General features: G+C 50.3%; 11 protein-coding genes. All 11 read left to right on the forward strand.

From position 1 onward, the window contains the following. Positions 1-153: 153 nt before the first annotated feature. The 11 genes from BLS44_RS14900 (at position 154) to BLS44_RS14955 (ending at position 18087) form a co-directional block, all read left to right on the forward strand. The gene (locus BLS44_RS14900; protein WP_090390955.1) at positions 154-3270 is read left to right on the forward strand and encodes a SusC/RagA family TonB-linked outer membrane protein; all 3117 of its coding nucleotides are present in this window, start codon (positions 154-156) and stop codon (positions 3268-3270) included. A gap of 13 nt (positions 3271-3283) precedes the next feature. Next, a complete protein-coding gene (locus BLS44_RS14905) occupies positions 3284-5173 on the forward strand; it encodes a RagB/SusD family nutrient uptake outer membrane protein (RefSeq protein WP_090390957.1) in 1890 nt (629 codons plus the stop codon). Positions 5174-5194: 21 nt separating this feature from the next. After that, positions 5195-5908 carry a DUF3823 domain-containing protein gene (locus BLS44_RS14910; RefSeq protein ID WP_090390958.1) on the forward strand — a complete coding sequence of 238 codons (714 nt, stop codon included), beginning with the start codon at positions 5195-5197 and terminating at the stop codon, positions 5906-5908. 31 nt (positions 5909-5939) lie between these two features. Beyond that, the gene (locus tag BLS44_RS14915; RefSeq protein WP_090390960.1) at positions 5940-6956 is read left to right on the forward strand and encodes a glycoside hydrolase family protein; all 1017 of its coding nucleotides are present in this window, start codon (positions 5940-5942) and stop codon (positions 6954-6956) included. Positions 6957-7007: 51 nt separating this feature from the next. Beyond that, positions 7008-9068, forward strand: a complete 2061-nt coding sequence (locus BLS44_RS14920) for a beta-L-arabinofuranosidase domain-containing protein (RefSeq protein WP_090390961.1) — start codon at positions 7008-7010, stop codon at positions 9066-9068. 306 nt (positions 9069-9374) lie between these two features. Beyond that, a complete protein-coding gene (locus BLS44_RS14930) occupies positions 9375-10541 on the forward strand; it encodes a glycosyl hydrolase (protein WP_090390964.1) in 1167 nt (388 codons plus the stop codon). 171 nt (positions 10542-10712) lie between these two features. Then, positions 10713-11666 carry a glycoside hydrolase family 43 protein gene (locus tag BLS44_RS14935; RefSeq protein ID WP_090390966.1) on the forward strand — a complete coding sequence of 318 codons (954 nt, stop codon included), beginning with the start codon at positions 10713-10715 and terminating at the stop codon, positions 11664-11666. Continuing rightward, entirely contained in the window at positions 11663-12712 is a 1050-nt protein-coding gene (locus BLS44_RS14940) for a glycoside hydrolase family 43 protein (RefSeq protein WP_090390968.1), read from the forward strand. Before BLS44_RS14935 ends, BLS44_RS14940 begins: the two co-directional genes overlap by 4 nt. Position 12713: 1 nt before the next feature. After that, a complete protein-coding gene (locus BLS44_RS26585) occupies positions 12714-14747 on the forward strand; it encodes a family 43 glycosylhydrolase (protein WP_176954434.1) in 2034 nt (677 codons plus the stop codon). Positions 14748-14805: 58 nt separating this feature from the next. After that, the gene (locus BLS44_RS14950) at positions 14806-16839 is read left to right on the forward strand and encodes a beta-L-arabinofuranosidase domain-containing protein (protein ID WP_090390970.1); all 2034 of its coding nucleotides are present in this window, start codon (positions 14806-14808) and stop codon (positions 16837-16839) included. Positions 16840-16896: 57 nt separating this feature from the next. After that, on the forward strand, positions 16897-18087 hold the full coding sequence (locus BLS44_RS14955; RefSeq protein WP_245729221.1) for an aldose epimerase family protein: 1191 nt from the start codon (positions 16897-16899) through the stop codon (positions 18085-18087). Positions 18088-18469: the final 382 nt, after the last annotated feature.

Genomic DNA, 18469 nt, shown 5'->3' on the forward strand with positions numbered 1-18469 from the left:
TTCAACCTGGAACAAAGTGGCCCAACCCCATTAACCCCCGTTTGAGACAAATTGATGAAAGTTTGAAACAAATTTCGCTTGATGGACAGGCGGGCGGATTTATTTTCACAGCTGTAACGTTGCTTCGTTTTTTACAATCTAAATCAAAGCTGTATGAAATTAAAGATCCTTGTATTTCTTGTACTTGTTTCTGCGGGTTTGTCGGCCCAGACTTTAATTTCCGGGAAGATAACAGATGAAAAAGGAGCGCCGCTTGCCGGTGCCAGTGTTACTTTGCAGGGAACCACCACCGCTGCTGCCACTAACGAGCAGGGCATGTACCAGATTACTGCGCCTCCAAACGGGACCCTGTTATTTACATCGGTCGGTTACGGTGAGCAGCAGGTGGCTGTAAATAACCAGCAGACCATTAATGTATCGCTTACCGTAAGTACCTCGGACCTGGGCGAGATCGTAGTGGTGGGGTACGGGTCCAAGAAAAAAGCAGACATTACCAGCGCTATCGCATCGGTGAGTGCGGATGATATTGCCCGGGTACGGGGCGGGTCTACCGTAGGTACGGCCCTTGCCGGTAAAATGGCCGGTGTTTCCTTCCGGATGCCCGATGGCCGGCCGGGCGCCAGCGCCAACATCCAGATACGCGGAATGGGCGCTCCCCTGTTTATTATTGACGACATCCAGCAGGATGCCGGCCAGTTTAACAACCTGGCGCAGGATGATATTGAAAGCATCACCGTTTTAAAAGATGCCGCCGCATCTATTTATGGCAGCCGCGCTGCAAACGGCGTGGTGCTGGTAAAGACCAAGAAAGGACGCACCGGTCAGAAAAGTAGGGTAAATGTAGGTGGTTATTACGGGTGGCAGAACTGGTCGCGGTTTCCGCATACGACCAATGCCTATGAATGGATGGTAGGGAAGGCCGACGCAGAAATGACTTTTTACGGGAAAACAGATATTACCCAGGCCGAGCTGGATAAATGGAAGGCGGGTACCGAATACGGATACTGGAACGAAGACTGGAGAAAGCTGATCATTGCAAAAAATGCACCCCAGTATTCCTTTAACGTAAATGCGACCGGCGGTAGCGAAAAAGTGAATTATTATGTGTCGGTTACGCATCTCGACCAGAAGGGCGTATATGGAACCGACAGGGAGTTTGATTTTAACCGTACCAATATTCAAAGCAATATTGACGCGCGGATATCGGAGCGGTTGAAAGTAGGACTTCAGATCAACGGGCGCATCGAAACGCGGGATCAGCCGGGTGTGCCGGGGGTAGATGATTACTGGGCTGCGCGGTTCGCATTATTCCGGAACCGCCCCATGGAGCTGGCTTATGCCAACAACAATAAATTGTATCCTAATGACATCGGTCATAATGCGGAGAACTGGGCGGTACAGTCGAAGGCATTAACCGGCTACTGGAGGTCCGACTGGCGGGTGTTGCAAAGCAATTTCAACGCCGAGTACCAGGTGCCGGGTATTAAGGGCCTTACGGCAAGCGGGAAGTATTCCTACTACCTGGCAGATAATGTTACCAACGGGCATGAGTATACCTATGATGTATATACTTATCACCCCGAATCCGATACTTACGAAAAGAAAGTGGGGAGCTCTAACCCCTACAGGGAGCGGATCCTGGAAAAAGTGTTCAATAATGTTTTCCAGGCGCAGCTGGATTATTCCCGCTCTTTTGGCGATCATAATATAGCCGCTTTGTTTCTGAATGAGCGCATCGAACGGAAACATTTGAGAACGTTCCAGCATGCAGTGCCCAAAGTGAATGGTCTGCCCATTATGTTCTGGAATGATATGGACGGGCAGAACTTTGCAGACATCCAGGAGGAGGAAGCCCGTGTGGGGTATGTATTAAAGCTAAACTATAACTATGCTTCCCGGTATTACCTGGAGTTTGCCGGGCGAAGGGATGCTTCCTGGAAATTTGCCCCCGACCGCCGGGTAGGTTACTTCCCTTCTGTGAGTGCCGCGTGGCGGCTTACCCAGGAGCGGTTCTTTCAGAACCTCATCGGGGAGAACTCCGTATTGAATGAATTGAAGATCCGCGGGTCCTATGGCATCCTTGGAGATGATAATATCGGCATCGGCCCCTTTGACTATTTAGTAGGCTATCAGTATAATACGGGTGTTGCTATACTGGATGGGGTGCCCATTACCACGTCTACGCTGCGGAATTCGGGAATTAAAGTAGACAATGTGTCCTGGTTCGAGAGCCGGATCACGGATCTTGGCGTCGATCTTGAGTTTTTTGATCATAAACTGCAGGCTTCAGCCGATTATTTTTATCGTAAAAGGACCGGGCTGCTCGGAACCAAGTATGATATCCTGCTGCCCAGCGAGATCGGTTATGGGTTGCCGCGCGAGAATGTGAACAGCGATGCACGCTTTGGCGCGGAGGGATCGGTAAAATATTCCAATAACAGCGGGAAGCTGGGGTATTCGGTAGGTGGCAATATTTCCATTTCCCGCGCCAAATTCCTGGAGTCCTACAAACCCATCTTCTTTAACTCCTGGGACCAGTACCGAAACTCTGCCGAGAGCCGGTATTCCGATATTTTCTGGGGGTATGAAGTTACAGGCCAGTTCCGCTCATTTGAGGAAATTAATAACTATCCTGTAAATATAGACGGCGAAGGCAACCGCACCTTGCGTCCGGGCTCCTTTATCTACAAAGACCAGAACGGTGATGGATCGATCAATGAACTCGACGAGCGGCCCATCGGGTATACCACACAGGGACAGCCCAATATTCAATATGGGTTACAGATCGGACTCAATTACCGGAACTTTAACTTCAATATTGATTTCTCCGGCGGAGCGCTATACTCCTGGAATCAGAACTGGGAAATGCGCTGGCCTTATCAGAATACGGGAGCGCTTCGCTCCGAAATTTATAATGACCGCTGGCACCGGGAAGATATTTTTGACCTGAACAGTGCCTGGATCCCCGGGAAATACCCGGCCATTAGCTTCAATGAAAGCTGGAGGAGCGATTATAATAAAAACTCAACCTTCTGGCTGCACAATATCAAATACCTGCGTGCAAGGACCATTGAACTGGGCTACAGTCTTCCGCAACAGCTTATCAAAAGATTGAAGATTAACGGGGCCCGGTTCTATATCAATGGGTATAACCTGTTTTCGATCGACAATATAAAGAAGCTGGAAACGGATCCTGAAATTGCAGACGATAATGGTCTTCAATATCCCCAGAATAAGTTTGTAAACATTGGTTTTAATCTATCATTGTAAATCCTGAAGTATAATGAAACACATTACTATATACCTGTTATTGTTTACCGTCGTATTGGCTGCAAGTTGCAGGAAGGATTCGGATTTTTTAGACCGGAAACCTACGGATGTGGTTGCTCCGGAAGAGGTTTGGAAAGATAAGAACCTGGTGTTATCCGTATTGGCGGGCTTTTACGACCGTTTTCCGGATTACCAGCGGATTGACCGCTGGTGGGAGTTCTCCAATTTTGATGAAGCTTTTCCTTCGGCTGCGGGTGATTACTGGCGTATCCAGAGTACGGATTGGGCCTATGACTGGTGGTCTTCCTGGGATTATGCATTTATCCGGGATCTGAATATGTTCATCCAGGCCGGCAACGCGGCTACCGAGCTGGACGCAATGGATAAAGACCGTTTCCTGGCTGAGGCCCGGTTTATAAGGGCATCTGTTTATTTTGACCTGGTAAAGAAGATGGGCGGGGTTCCCCTGATCCTGGAGCCAATGGATTACGATTTTAGCGGCGATCCTACCTATTTGAGGCACCCCCGCGCTAAAGAGAGTGAAGTATATGATTTTGTACTGGGCGAGCTGGAAGCCATAAAAGATCAGTTGCCCGAAGACGGAACGCAGACAAGAGCTACCTGGGGCGCAGCACTGGCTACAGAAGCCCGGGCTGCATTGTATGCCGGCTCGGTAGCTAGATATGGCGCTGCTACTCCCGAGGTTTCATTGCCGGGAGGTGAAGTGGGCATCCCCAAGGAAAAAGCCGAAGCCTATTATGAAAAGGCTTTTGCTGCTGCAAAAGCGATCATTGATTCCAAAACCTATTCACTATATCAAAAAAAAGATGATCTGTCGGAGAATTTTGCCTCCCTGTTTACCGACAAGGCAGGTAACCCGGAAGTGATCTTTGCCAGGGATTATCTAATAAAAGCCGGCAAAACACATGGATATACCTTAAGCAATCAGCCCCGTACTTCTGCAGAAGAACAGCAGGGCGGAAGGCTGAACCCCTCGCTGAACCTGGCAGAAGAATTTGAATTGCTCAATAACACGTTTGCCCCTTTTAAAACAAATGAAGCTGCCGGTGGGTTTGCATTTTATAACAATATTGGCGACATCTTTGCCGGTCGTGATGCCCGGCTGCGGGGCACCATTATTATCCCGGGTGACCAGTTCAAGGGGATCACCGTAGACATCTGGGCGGGCTGGCAGCTTGCGAACGGATCCGTGATCACCGGTGATCAGTTCGGACAAATAAAGGACAAGGTATTACCGGGAGACCCCAAAGCGGTTCAGGTGGTGGGAAAAGACGGCCCCATTGATGCCCTGGAATTTGGCGCACAGACCGGCTTTTTTGTACGCAAGTATATGGACCCGAATGTAGGGTCCGGGCGTATCGGTACCCAAAGCGATGTCTGGTGGATCCGTTACCGGTATGCAGAGGTATTGCTGAATGCAGCCGAGGCGGCATTTGAGCTGGGAAATAAAGACGTGGCTGCCGGGTACCTGAACGAGGTACGAAAAAGGGCCGGGCTGGTAACACCGTTGACTGCGGCCGGCATCACTTTTGACCGCATTGTGCATGAAAGGAGGGTGGAGCTTGCCTTTGAAGATCATATTCTATGGGACCGCAAAAGATGGCGCATTGCGCATAAGACCTGGAACGGAGAGGCATTGAATGCCACCACCGTCACACAGGATTTAGGAAGCGCCACCAGGATCAATACCATGGTCTTTGGCCTGTGGCCCTATAAATATTACGACCCTTCCGGACCCAATAACGGGAAGTATATTTTCAAAGTGGTAAAGCCCAGCAGGGTTTCGAAGGCTCATAATTTCAGGATGGGTAATTACTATTCGCTGATCAATGCTTCCATTACATCCAACAACCCATTAATAGTAAAACAACCCAATCAGTAAAACTCTAAAACTGTATTTCAGATGAACTACATAAAATTTTATAGCCGTTTATGGATGCTCTGTCTGACCCTGGTGATGGCCTCCTGTGCAAAAGACAACTATGCGCCGCCCTCCTCGGCATTTACCGGGAGGATCGTGTACCAGGGCACGCCCCTGGGAACGGAAGATGGGCAGGTGTATTTTGAATTGTGGCAGCCGGGTTTCGGAAAAAGTGGTTCCATTAATGTAGCGGTAGCACAGGATGGCAGTTATTCAGCAATGTTATTTAACGGCAGCTATAAGCTGGTGCTGCCGGGTGGCCAGGGGGCTTTTATGGGAAAAAACCTTTCCAATGGAATACCGGATACATTGCAATTGGATATCAGCGGTAACAAATCGCTGGATCTTGAAGTAACCCCCTATTATATGATACGGAACCAGCAGATCACCGCCTCCGGGAAAACAATAACGGCAACCTGCGCACTCGAAAAGATCATCACCGATGCCAATGCAAAGAATATAGAGCGGGTTTCACTGTACATCAATAAAACACAGTTTGTGGCAGCCAGCGATACCCGGAAGATTGCGAATGCCGATCTTGGGGGAGGTGCTATCACGGATATGAACAATATTTCGCTATCTGTTGCAGTCCCGGATATACAGCCCACCCAGAATTATGTTTTTGCCCGTATTGGTGTAAAGATTGCGGGTGTGGAAGATATGCTTTACGGACCGTTACAGAAGATAACTTTTTAAGCCCATTGGTTTTTGCACCCCGCGTTTGATTATGAAGTATACGCAGATCGTTTTTTTGTTTTTTTTATTTTGCCGGCCCGCAGGGGAAGCGGCAGCCCAGGGGGGCGTTTCTTTGCGGGCAGCGCCTGCGCCGCTTTTCAGGGACCCCGTTACGGACGGCGCTGCAGACCCGGTGATGATTTATAATGAACAGGAAAAAAGCTGGTGGATGCTTTATACGCAGCGCAGGGCCAACCAGGAACTGCCGGATGTGGCTTTTTGCTATGGAAACCCCATTGCTATAGCATCCACAGACGATCACGGTAAAACCTGGGTATACCGCGGAACAATTGACCTGGCTATTGAGCCCGGCACCAATACGTTCTGGGCTCCGGATGTTGTATATAAGAACGGGGTATATCATTTATTTGTTACCTATATCCGGGGCGTACGCAGCCATTGGGGGGGCGATTCGCAGCTGGCGTACTATACCAGTAAAGACTTGTGGCACTGGAAATTTCAGCAGTTCATAAACGTGGGGGTTAAAAATGTTATTGACGGCTGCATTATGGAAAAGCCCGGAGGCGGATGGCGGATGTGGTACAAGGGGCCGGGAGCGCATACTTATGCTTCCGACAGCCGGGACCTGAAGCACTGGACACCGCAGGACAGTGTGGTGATCGACGGCGCGCCGCATGAAGGACCCAATGTGTTTGCGTTTGCCGGGTACTACTGGATGCTTACTGATGAGTGGTCCGGGATGCGTGTATACCGGTCCTCCGACCTGGAAACCTGGGAAAAGCAGGGAATGATCCTTTCAGAAAAAGGCAGACGACCCGATGACAGTCCCACTGGTGCGCACGGAGATGCCGTTGTGGCTGGAGGCAAAGCCTATGTGTTCTATTTCACACACCCGGGGCGCAAAACACATTTTGAAGCAAAGATGAATGCCAGTGGCATCTACCCCTTTGAAGAGAGACGCTCCTCCATCCAGGTAGCAGCCCTGGTATTTAAAGAGGGAACCCTGGTAGCCAAAAGAGATGAACCGTTTGATTTCTGGCTTCCGTAGCATTAGAAACCGGATCTTTGTAGAAGATCATTCTGAAGATAAATTGAAAATATGACTGGTATTAAAAAAGGCTGGATAGCAGGGCTCCTGTTCCTTACTGTAACAGGATATGCACAGCAAAAGACTGCTGCTGATATTGTATCCAATGTGGACCGTCCGGATAATGCGGCAACCAATAACTTTTATGCAGGCAGCAAAAAGCCGTTGCAACCACTGCATTTTATAAAATTGCCGGTTGGTGCGGTACGGCCCAATGGCTGGCTGCTGAAGTACCTGGAGCTCCAGCGCGACGGCCTTACCGGGCAATTGGGAGAGATCAGTGCCTGGCTGGCAAAAAAGGACAATGCCTGGCTGAGCACGGATGGCAAAGGGGATCATGGCTGGGAGGAAGTTCCCTATTGGCTAAAAGGATACGGGAACCTGGGATATATACTTAACGACCCCAAAATAATAGCAGAAACAAAGACCTGGATCAACGCGGTTTTAGCCAGCCAGCGCGCAGACGGATATTTTGGACCGGAGATCCTCAAAAACGGCAGGCCGGATCTTTGGGGAAATATGATCATGCTCTGGTGTTTACAGTCGTACTATGAATATTCCAATGATAAAAGAGTATTGCCATTTATGGAACGTTACTTTAAATGGGAGTACCGGTTGCCGGACAGCCTGTTCCTGAAAGACTACTGGGAGAACAGCCGCGGGGGCGATAATCTTTTAAGCGTGTACTGGCTGTACAACCGTACCGGTAATAACGAATGGCTGCTGGAGCTGGCAAAGAAAATTGACCGGAATACGGCCAACTGGCGTCAGAAAGAAAGCCTCCCCAACTGGCATAATGTAAATATTGCCCAGTCTTTCAGGGAGCCGGCTACCTATTTTCTTCAAACCGGTAACCCGTCCGATCTGGAAGCTACCTATAACGATTTTCACCTGGTAAGGGACCGGTTTGGAAACGTACCGGGGGGGATGTTTGGGGCAGATGAAAATGCACGAAAGGGCTATGCAGATCCCCGGCAGGGCGTGGAAACCTGTGGTATGGTAGAGCAAATGGCCTCCGATGAGATCCTGCTCGGAATTACCGGTGATCCGTTTTGGGCAGACAACGCCGAAGACGTTGCTTTGAACACCTATCCTGCAGCGGTAATGCCCGATTTTAAAGCGCTGCGGTATATCACCAGCCCAAATATGTCGATCAGCGACAGTAAGAATCACCATCCGGGCATCGACAATAAGGGCCCCTTCCTGATGATGAATCCTTTCAGCTCCCGGTGCTGTCAGCACAATCATGCACAGGGCTGGCCCTATTATGCAGAACACCTGTTTATGGCTACACCGGACAAGGGACTGGCAGCACTGCTGTATGCTGAGGCCGTAGTGAATGCCCGGGTAGGCAATGGAAACCCTGTACAGGTGAAAAGCACGGGAAAATACCCGTTTGATGAAAAAATGAATTTCGTAATAACCACCGCATCTGCAAACCGGTTTCCCCTTTATTTACGGATACCGGGCTGGTGTACCGATGCGGCAGTTTTGATCAATGGCAAAAAATCGGCACAACATTTTAAACCCGGCTCTTATATCCGGATCGAACGGACATGGAAGACGGGGGATAAGGTAGAACTGGAGCTGCCGATGGAGATAAAAGTGCGTGAATGGGCAAAGAATAAGAACAGCATCAGTGTTGACAGGGGCCCGCTGACGTATTCCCTAAAGATCAAAGAGCGGTATATAAAGGCCGACAGTAAGGCCTCGGCCATCGGCGACTCCAAATGGCAGGAATCGGCCGACCCTGAAAAATGGCCTTCGTATGAGATCGTGCCCGCTTCTGACTGGAACTACGGCCTGATGTATAATAAGGGAAACAGCGGGTCGCTTTTCAGTATCACAAAAAAGCAGTGGCCCCGCAATAATTTCCCTTTTACGCCCGAACAGGCGCCGGTTGTTTTGCACGCCAGGGCTAAAAAGATCCCCGGCTGGAAGATAGACGGGAATGGGCTTACAGATGTATTACCCCAAAGCCCGGTAACTGCGGCGGGCAAAGAGGAAACGGTAGAACTGATCCCGATGGGAGCCGCCCGTTTACGTATTTCGGCTTTTCCTGTTGTGCATTAGGGGAGCTCATACAGATAATGAATTTAGTAAAAAGTTGCTATTGATTTTATTGAAATGTTTCCGGAAGGTTTATGCGGGCACAAATGGCTGCGGCGCCCCGGCCGGTATTGCTACCAGCCATCAGGCAGGGGGCAGAAAAGAGGTACAGTTGATTTTGACGCCGGTTCATTATCAGCACTCCGGCAGATCGGGTTGCTGCGAAAATCAGCGGTACCCTCTGCGCTCATCAGCGGAATGCCCGTACTGCGCCCCGGGCTCCACAATAGAAATTTAAAATAATCCATAACTCAAAACAATCATCAAATCATGAATCGGGTATTTAAAAAAGTAAAGTTTATGGGGCTGGTCACTATTGTGGGAGCTCTCTTTGGGGTCTCGTGTACCTCGCAGGAACAGAATGACGAAGCGGATGCAGAGCCGGATATACGGGAAGTCTGGACCGTGCAGCAGGCCAATAACTGGTATGCCGCACAGCCCTGGTATGTAGGTGCAGACTTTTTACCCAGTACGGCTATTAACCAGCTGGAGATGTGGCAGGCGGAAACGTTTGATACAGCAACGATCGATAAAGAACTGGCGATGGCAGAGTCGATCGGTATGAACGTAATGCGGGTTTACCTGCATGACCTGGTATTTAAAAATGATGAGCAGGGTTTCTATGACCGGATCAATAAATTCCTGGAGATCGCAGACCGGCATAAAATAAAAATATTGTTCACCATTTTTGATTCCTGCTGGGATCCTTTTCCAAAAGCCGGGAAGCAACGGGATCCCAAACCCTTTGTGCATAACTCCGGCTGGGTACAAAGCCCGGGGCAGGAGGTGTTAAAGGACTCCACGCAATACCCGGGGCTGGAACGGTATGTAAAAGCCCTGGTGGGCAAATTTGCCAATGACCAGCGGATCATAGCCTGGGACGTATGGAATGAACCGGATAATATGACCGGGGCATCCTATGAAAAAGTGGAGATCCCCAATAAGGTAGACCTGGTACTGCCGCTGCTTAAAAAAACATTTGAATGGGCCCGGAGTGCCAACCCTTCGCAGCCCCTGACCTCAGGTGTATGGGCCGGCAACTGGGAGGCGGACAGTACCCTGAAGCCGATCGAGCGCCTGCAGCTGGAAGAATCCGATATCGTATCTTTCCATTGTTATGACGACTCGCTGACGCTAAAGAAAAAGATCCAGCAGCTTCAGCGCTACCATAAGCCGCTCTGGTGTACTGAGTATATGGCAAGACCCAATAAGAGCACGTTCCAGAGCTCATTGCCGGTTGCAAAAGAAAATAAGGTGGCGATGATCAACTGGGGGTTTGTAGATGGCAAATCGCAAACCATTTATCCCTGGGACAGCTGGACAAAAACATATACCGGCGAACCGCCACTTTGGTTCCATGATATTTTCAGGAAAGACGGATCCCCCTATAAACAGGAGGAAGTAGACTTTATAAAATTAATGACCGGGAAAAAATAACAGCCCGTTCCCTGATATCATTACCCTGTTCTGTCAATGATCGGTCAATGGATATCGGGCGCCCTTTCCGAAGAGGTCCCCTTGAACGTTTATCCGGGGGATTCCTTTGGAAATAAAGGTGCGGGCTTCCGGGGGTAAAAGTATTGCAGGCAGAACAAAAGAAAAAGATATATGTACCGTATTTTTTTAATGATCCTTATTGTTTCATTGTATTGCGCGTCACCGTTAAGAGCGCAAACGGAAGACGGGCAAAATCCGCTGATGGCAGACCCCGCTATTTTTTTTCATAATGGGGTTTATTATTTGTATGGCACAAATGGCAGGGGAGCGGATAACGGCTTTATTGCTTATACATCCACAGACCTCCGCTCCTGGAAGGCCGCCGGGAAAGTACTGACCCCGGGAGATGCATTTGGGACCCGGGGCTTTTGGGCGCCCCAGGTCTTTATGTATAAAGGCCGGTTTTATATGGCTTATACGGCAAATGAGCATATTGCCATCGCCGTTGCCGGTCACCCGCTGGGACCGTTCAGACAGGAAAAACAGGTGCCTTTAGAGGGACCGGTGCGGATGATCGACCCTTTTGTGTTTTTTGATAAAGGAAAGATCTATCTCTATCATGTGCGCCTCCGGGAGGGCAACCGGATCTTTGTAGCAGAAATGGATAGTGAACTGACAGCAATCAAAGAGAACACCGCAAGGGAATGCATCTATGCTGAGCAGGGCTGGGAAAATACGGAGGATGCTAAATGGAGCGTTACGGAAGGCCCGACGGTTTTCAAAAGAGGAAGTCTTTATTATATGCTTTACTCGGCCAATGATTTCCGCAATCCTGATTATGCCATCGGCGTTGCCACCAGTACATCGCCCCTGGGCCCGTGGACGAAGGACCCGGCTAACCCGGTGATTTCTAAAACCACGGTGGGTATGAACGGTACCGGGCATGGGGATCTTTTTAGAGACGCAAACGGTAACTGGCAATATGTACTGCATACCCATTTTTCCGGTACAAAGGTTGGCCCCCGAAAAACAGCGATCATACAATTGCTGTTTTCAAAAAAGAAAAACGATCCATTAGTGAAAGCAGCTCCCGAAACGTTCAGATTTTTAAACAACATAAAATGATCCGATTTTTTTCTATTCTTTTTATTACCGCGTTTATAGCGGCATGCTCCGGTTCAAAAAACGCAACTGCATTGCGGACGTTTACCAACCCGTTGCTTCCATCCGGGGCAGACCCCTACAGTTTTTATAAGGACGGGTATTATTATTATACCCATACCACGCAAAACAGGCTGGTGTTGTGGAAAACCAGGAACCTTTCGGACCTGAAAGATGCAGAACAGAAAACCATCTGGACGCCTCCGCGCAATACCATGTATTCAAAAGAACTTTGGGCCCCGGAGATCCTGTTCTTAAGAGGAAAATGGTATATGTATTTCGCCGCGGATAACGGCAATAATCATAACCATCGGATGTATGTACTTGAAAACAGTGCGGCTGATCCGATGCAGGGCGAATGGGTGTTTAAAGGAAAGATAGCGGACCCCTCTGATAAATGGGCCATCGATGGAGATGTATTTGAGTATAAGGGGCAACTGTACATGATCTGGTCCGGGTGGGCAGGTGATGCCAACGGGCAGCAGAATATTTATATTGCAAAAATGAGCAACCCCTGGACGATCGAAGGGGAGCGGGTACTGATCTCGGAGCCGGAGCACAAATGGGAAAAATACGGGTATCTCAAAGGCGAAACTCCGGATCATGTTTATGTAAATGAAGGTCCGCAGTTCCTCATCCGCAACAACCGCATTTTTATTGTGTACTCTGCCAGCGGCTGCTGGACGGAAAATTATACCCTGGGCATGCTGTCTCTTAAAAAGAACAGTGACCTGTTGAACCGGGCCAACTGGGTAAAGAGCCCGGAGCCGGTATTTAAGGCAGCCCCGGAAAACGGGGTATATGCAGCCGGGCATAATTCGTTCTTTAAATCGCCGGACGGTAAGGAAGACTGGATCCTGTATCATGCCAATCCCCGGCCCGGGCAGGGGTGTGGCGGGCACCGTTCGCCCCGTGCGCAGCGGTTTACCTGGCGCAGGGATGGAACCCCGGATTTCGGCCGCCCCCTTCCAACAACCGAACCACTGCCGGAGCCTTCCCAAAAGAAGTAAAATGAAAAAACTGCTTTGCTTTTTGATCCTGCCGGCTGCTTTGCAGTTGAGTGCACAGTCGCCCGCGATCGCTACCGATTTTCCCGATCCTACGGTGATCACTGCCGGGGGGAAATACTATGCATATGCCACCAATTCCGGACCAGCAGCTAAGTTTATGAACATCCAGGTTGCCGTATCGGATAATTTGAAAGACTGGCGCATTATTGGCGATGCCTTGCCGGAGAAGCCCTCCTGGGGATACCGCGATTTTTGGGCTCCTCATGTGCTGTACCAGGAGCAGTTAAAAAAATATGTACTTTTTTATTCTGCGGAAACCGTGGATACTTCAGCTGGCAAAGCCATTGGCGTGGCTTTTGCCGACCGGCCGGAAGGCCCCTTCCGCGATTCCGGCAGCCCCCTTATCGTAGGACCGGGCTTTGAAGCCATTGACCCAATGGTGATCCGGGATCCCCGGTCGGGGAAGTACTACATGGTATGGGGTTCTGGTTTCCGGCCCCTGCAGATCCGGGAAATGGATCCTTCCATGACGGCATTTGCAAAGGATGCTGAAACATATGCTGTTTTGCCGGCCGGGGCCGATAAAGACTACGGGAGGCTCGTGGAAGGTGCATGGATCGATTACCGGAACGGGTACTATTATCTGTATTATTCCGGCGATAACTGTTGTGGTGTGGAGGCACACTATGCCGTGATGGTGGCCCGCGCAAAAAATATTACGGGTCCGTATATCCGCAGGGGCGCCGTGGCGGCAAATAAAAGTAGTGTGATTCTTGAGCGTGACGCTATGATGGTTGCACCAGGGCATAATTCCGTGATTGAAGACCGGAACGGGAAAACCTGGATCGCCTATCACGCCATTCCGCGGGCAGCATACGACAGGAAAAATTATGGCCGCATGCTATACCTGGACCGTGTTGAATACAGGAACGGGTGGCCTGTAGTTGTAAAGGAAATGCCTCCCGCAATAGCTGTCCGCTGGACAGACAGTGTGACCATCAGCGCAGGTTACAGGCAAACGGCCGCCGGTGAAAAATTACCGGTATATGGCGCGCAATATCCCAGGCTGCTAAAGCTTTCAACAGGAAAATGGCTGGCCGGCTATACGGTACTGCGCAACAGGGGATACAAAAAAGATGCCCATGGCGGGCTGGAACTGGAAATTTCGGAAAGCTCCGATAATGGTAAAAACTGGAAACCGATCAGCACTATTGCCGACCCCGGACGGGATCTGGACAATGCACAACTGGTGCAATTGCCCGGAGGGGATGTACTGCTGGCAGGTCGTTCAGTGCGCTGGCAGGAATCATACCGGCTGCCGGTTTATAAAAGCAGCGATGGGGGAAAGAGCTGGCAGTTCCTGAGTATCATCGATGCTAACGAAGGCGCCCCGGGTACTTTGGGCACACCGGATAAAGGAATGTATGAACCTCATTTTTATTTTTTAAACGACGGGCGGCTGGCGGTAATGTATGCCACAGAAAAGCATGTAACGGAATCGCCCTCCTACAGCCAGGTTATTGCGCAACGTATTTCACCGGATGCCGGAAAGACCTGGGGCAAGGAAACCTGGGTGGCCCATACACCAGGACATCCGCAATCGAGGCCGGGAATGCCGGTAGTGGACCGCATGCTGAACGGGAGTTATATCGTGGTTTACGAGGTTTGCGGACCAGAGGACTGCGGCATCTATTATAAAACCAGTGCCGATGGCATCAACTGGAAGGAAGGGCTGGGCACCTTCATCCCCGGTCATCAGGGCGCTCCTTATGTGCTGGCGCTTCCCAATGGCAACCTGCTGTTATCATCCAACAGGGGTACGGTTTCTGTAAGCAGGGATTTTGGCCGTACCTGGAAAGAACAGGACATGCCCTGGAGGCACAGTGCGCCTTTTGAAGCCGACTGGCATCAGACCATCTGGCAAAGTATCTACCTGTTTGGAAACGATACTATCGGGATTGTAACCTCACGGAAAAATGCGCCGGCAGGGCATGCCGTAAAGATCCGTTTTGGAAGGATCGAAAAAGCCCGGTAATTTTTAAACCCGCAGCAGTGCCGGTTATTGTATATTTGACACTTATTAATGATTGCGTATGCGCCTGCTTATTTATTATGGGACCTGCTCCCTGTTTTTGGCCACCGGTGTGCTGGCACAGGTAAAGCCCGCTGTGCCGGGAGAACGCCTGCATTATGCTCCAAGGGTATTCAATACTTTCGATATTGGCGCTGTAAAGCCGGAGGGCTGGTTGCTGGATCAGCTTCAGACGGTAGCAGCGAATTCCACGGGCCACCTGGATGAAACACACGGGAAGATCAAAAACGACAATGGCTGGCTGGGCGGCAACGGCGACGGCTGGGAAGAAACGCCTTACTGGCTGGATGGTGCGGTGCCTGTAGCCTATCTTTTAAATGATCCGCGGCTGAAGGCAAAGGTACTGCGGTATATCAACTGGACCCTGGATCACCAGCGGCCTTCGGGATATTTTGGTCCTTTAACCCCGTATGAAAAAGAAACGGGGAAATCCATCACCATTGCAACGGCAGAAAAAGGGGAGGACTGGTGGCCCAAGATGGTCATGCTGAAAGTACTGCAGCAGTACTACAGTGCCACCAGCGATAAACGGGTTATCCCGTTTATGCTGCGGTATTTCCGCTACCAGGAGGCGGCGCTGCCAAAGGCCCCGCTTTCGAAGTGGACGGAATGGGCTGTTTCGAGAGGTTCTGAGAATATGCTGGTGGTACAATGGCTCTATGGGATCACTAAAGAGCCGTTTTTGCTGAGGCTTGCCGCTACCATCCGCGATCAGTCCCTGCCCTGGAGCACGATGCTGGGTGGGCGCGACTGGGTGATGCAGGCAGCGGCTTTTCAGAATAATAAAGCCTGGATGACGCGTCATGGAGTGAACGTAGGAATGGCTATTAAAGAGCCGGCACTTAACTATGAGCGTACTTCGGACAAAAAGTATATTGACATATTGAACAGGGGCTGGCAAGATATTATGGTGCTGCATGGGCTGCCCAACGGGATCTTTTCAGCGGATGAAGACCTGCATGGGAACCTGCCCACCCAGGGCACGGAACTGTGCGCGATCGTGGAAACAATGTTCTCCATGGAAGAAGCTCTTTCTATTACAGGCGACCTCCGGTTTGCCGATGCCCTGGAGCGCATGACCTTTAATGCGTTTCCGCCGCAGACCACGGCCGATTTTAATTATAAACAGTATTTCCAGATAGCCAACCAGGTAGATGTGAACCGGGGCGTGTATGATTTTTCATTGCCGTTTGACCGCCAGATGAATAATGTGTTTGGCGCGCGTAGCGGCTACACTTGCTGCCTGGCCAACATGCACCAGGGCTGGCCCAAGTTTGTCCGGAACCTTTGGCACCGCGCCGGCGAGAGGGGCATTGCAGCCCTCGTTTATGCTCCAAGCAGGCTCACCACCCGTATCGGGTCTGTGCCGGTAACGATCATTGAAAAAACAGACTACCCGTTCAGTGATGAGATCCTGTTTGAAGTAGCTGCGGGAGCGGCTGTTGATTTCCCCCTTTTACTCAGGATCCCCGGCTGGTGCAGGAAACCGGAGCTGCGTGTGAACGGCATGGTTCAGGCTGCGGAACCGCAACAGGGATTGATCACTCTGAAAAGGACCTGGAAGCAGGGCGATCAGATCCGGCTCCGGTTGCCGATGGAGGTTCAGCTCTCAAACTGGGGCCGCAACTCAAGAACCGTGGAAAGAGGTCCCCTGGTTTATGCCTTAAAACTGAAGGAACAGGTAACCGGGGGAACAGAGCCAGCGGAGGGCGCATATGAGACCCTTTCAACCGGTGATGCCTGGAATTATGGACTGTTGAAGCAGATCGCCGATAACCCCGGAAGTCTAAAGGTGACGGAACATTCACTAAAACCGGGTTTCAAATGGACGCAGGATTTTGCCCCGGTTGCCATTACAGCCGCGGGAAGGCAGATCCCCGGATGGAAGTCGGAAGCCGGAAAGGTAGCGGATCAGCCCGTATCGGACCGGGAAGGGATCTATAAAGGCCGCGTGGAGCCGGAACTCCGCTCGTTTACGCTGATCCCCTATGGGTTCACCCGTTTGAGAATTGTAGCTTTCCCGGTAGTGCCCTGAAGATGATAATCGTTAATTTTAAAACCTGAAAATAATCAAATCAATAAAATGATCAACATGAATCAAACTCTTAAGACGGCAGCGCTGGTGGTGTTGGCAGCGGGAGCAATCGCCTGCAACAACCCGGAAAATAACGAGGAGACGCAAAAAACGGCTGATTCCGCCCAGGTAGCCGGTGCTGACAGTTCAGGGGCGCTGAACCCCGCAAATTTTGAGGCAACGATCGACGGTAAGAAAACCGGGTTGTATACCTTAAAGAACAATAACGGGATGCGGGTGGCTATTACCAGCTATGGTGGCCGTATTGTAGGGCTTTGGGTACCGGACAGATCCGGCAAGTCCACGGATGTGGTTATCGGCTTAAATAGTGTGGATGGCTACAGGAACGCAACTGAAGCCTACCTGGGTGCAACCATCGGGCGTTACGGAAACCGTATAGCCAAAGCCCGGTTTAAACTGGATGGCAGGGAATATACACTGGCCGCCAATAACGGGCCTAACAACCTGCATGGAGGTAAAAAGGGATTCCAGTATGTAGTATGGGACGCTGCCCAGCCCAACGACAGTACCCTTGAGCTGAGCTATACCAGCCCGGATATGGAAGAAGGCTTCCCGGGTGAACTGAAGGTAAAAGTTACCTATAGTGTTACTGCAGACAACGCCATAAAAATGGAGTACCAGGCAACATCCAGCAAGAACACGATTGTGAACCTGACCAACCATGCTTATTTTAACCTGAATGGGGAGGGAAGCGGCGATATCCTGCAGCAGACTGCCCAGATTTATGCAGATCAGTATACACCGGTGGATTCTACACTGATCCCGACCGGTAAGCTGGACCCTGTTGCCGGAACGCCTTTCGATTTTACAAAACCGGTTGCGATCGGCGCGCGTATCGGGGAAGACAATACGCAGCTGAAATATGGAAGAGGCTATGATCATAATTATGTACTGAATGGTACAAAGGGCGATTATGGGTTAACACATGCTGCCACTTTTACCGGTGATCAATCCGGCATCGTAATGGATATTTATACCCAGGAACCGGGATTGCAGTTTTACAGCGGTAATTTCAATGAAGGGAAGAATACCCTGAAATCCGGGGCAAAGGATATTCATCGCGGAGCTTTTTGCGCAGAAACGCAGCATTTCCCGGATTCGCCCAACCAGCCTGCATTCCCGAGTGTGGAATTAAAACCAGGTACTGCTTATCATACGGTTTCTTACTATAAATTTTCGGTAAAGTAATACAGGAACTGATTCAGAATACAGGAGTACCGCCACAGGCCGGTGCTCCTTTTTTTATGAGGCCTGCCGTAATAGAACTCCGGCAGCAACCTGCAAAAAGCTTGCTTGGATCTGATCAATAATCAGGGCAAACGCATCTGGTTTCAGCATTGCTCAGCTCCGGCGGAGCTGCGCGTTTATAACAATGTGCTGTTTTGATCACCCCGGCTCCTGCAGGAGCCGGGGTTTCCGCTTTAATACCTTGCTATAAACACACGGCATACAATGCCTGAAAATGTTCCTGGTGCGCTCTTTTTACCCAATTTAGATGCGTTTGCCCTGGATCAATAATGACCGTTTAAGACAAAATGCTGTAAGTTTGTAACCGCCGCAATGAAAATTG

The organism is Niabella drilacis (genome assembly GCF_900101395.1).
GTDB classification, from domain to species: Bacteria; Bacteroidota; Bacteroidia; order Chitinophagales; family Chitinophagaceae; genus Niabella; species Niabella drilacis.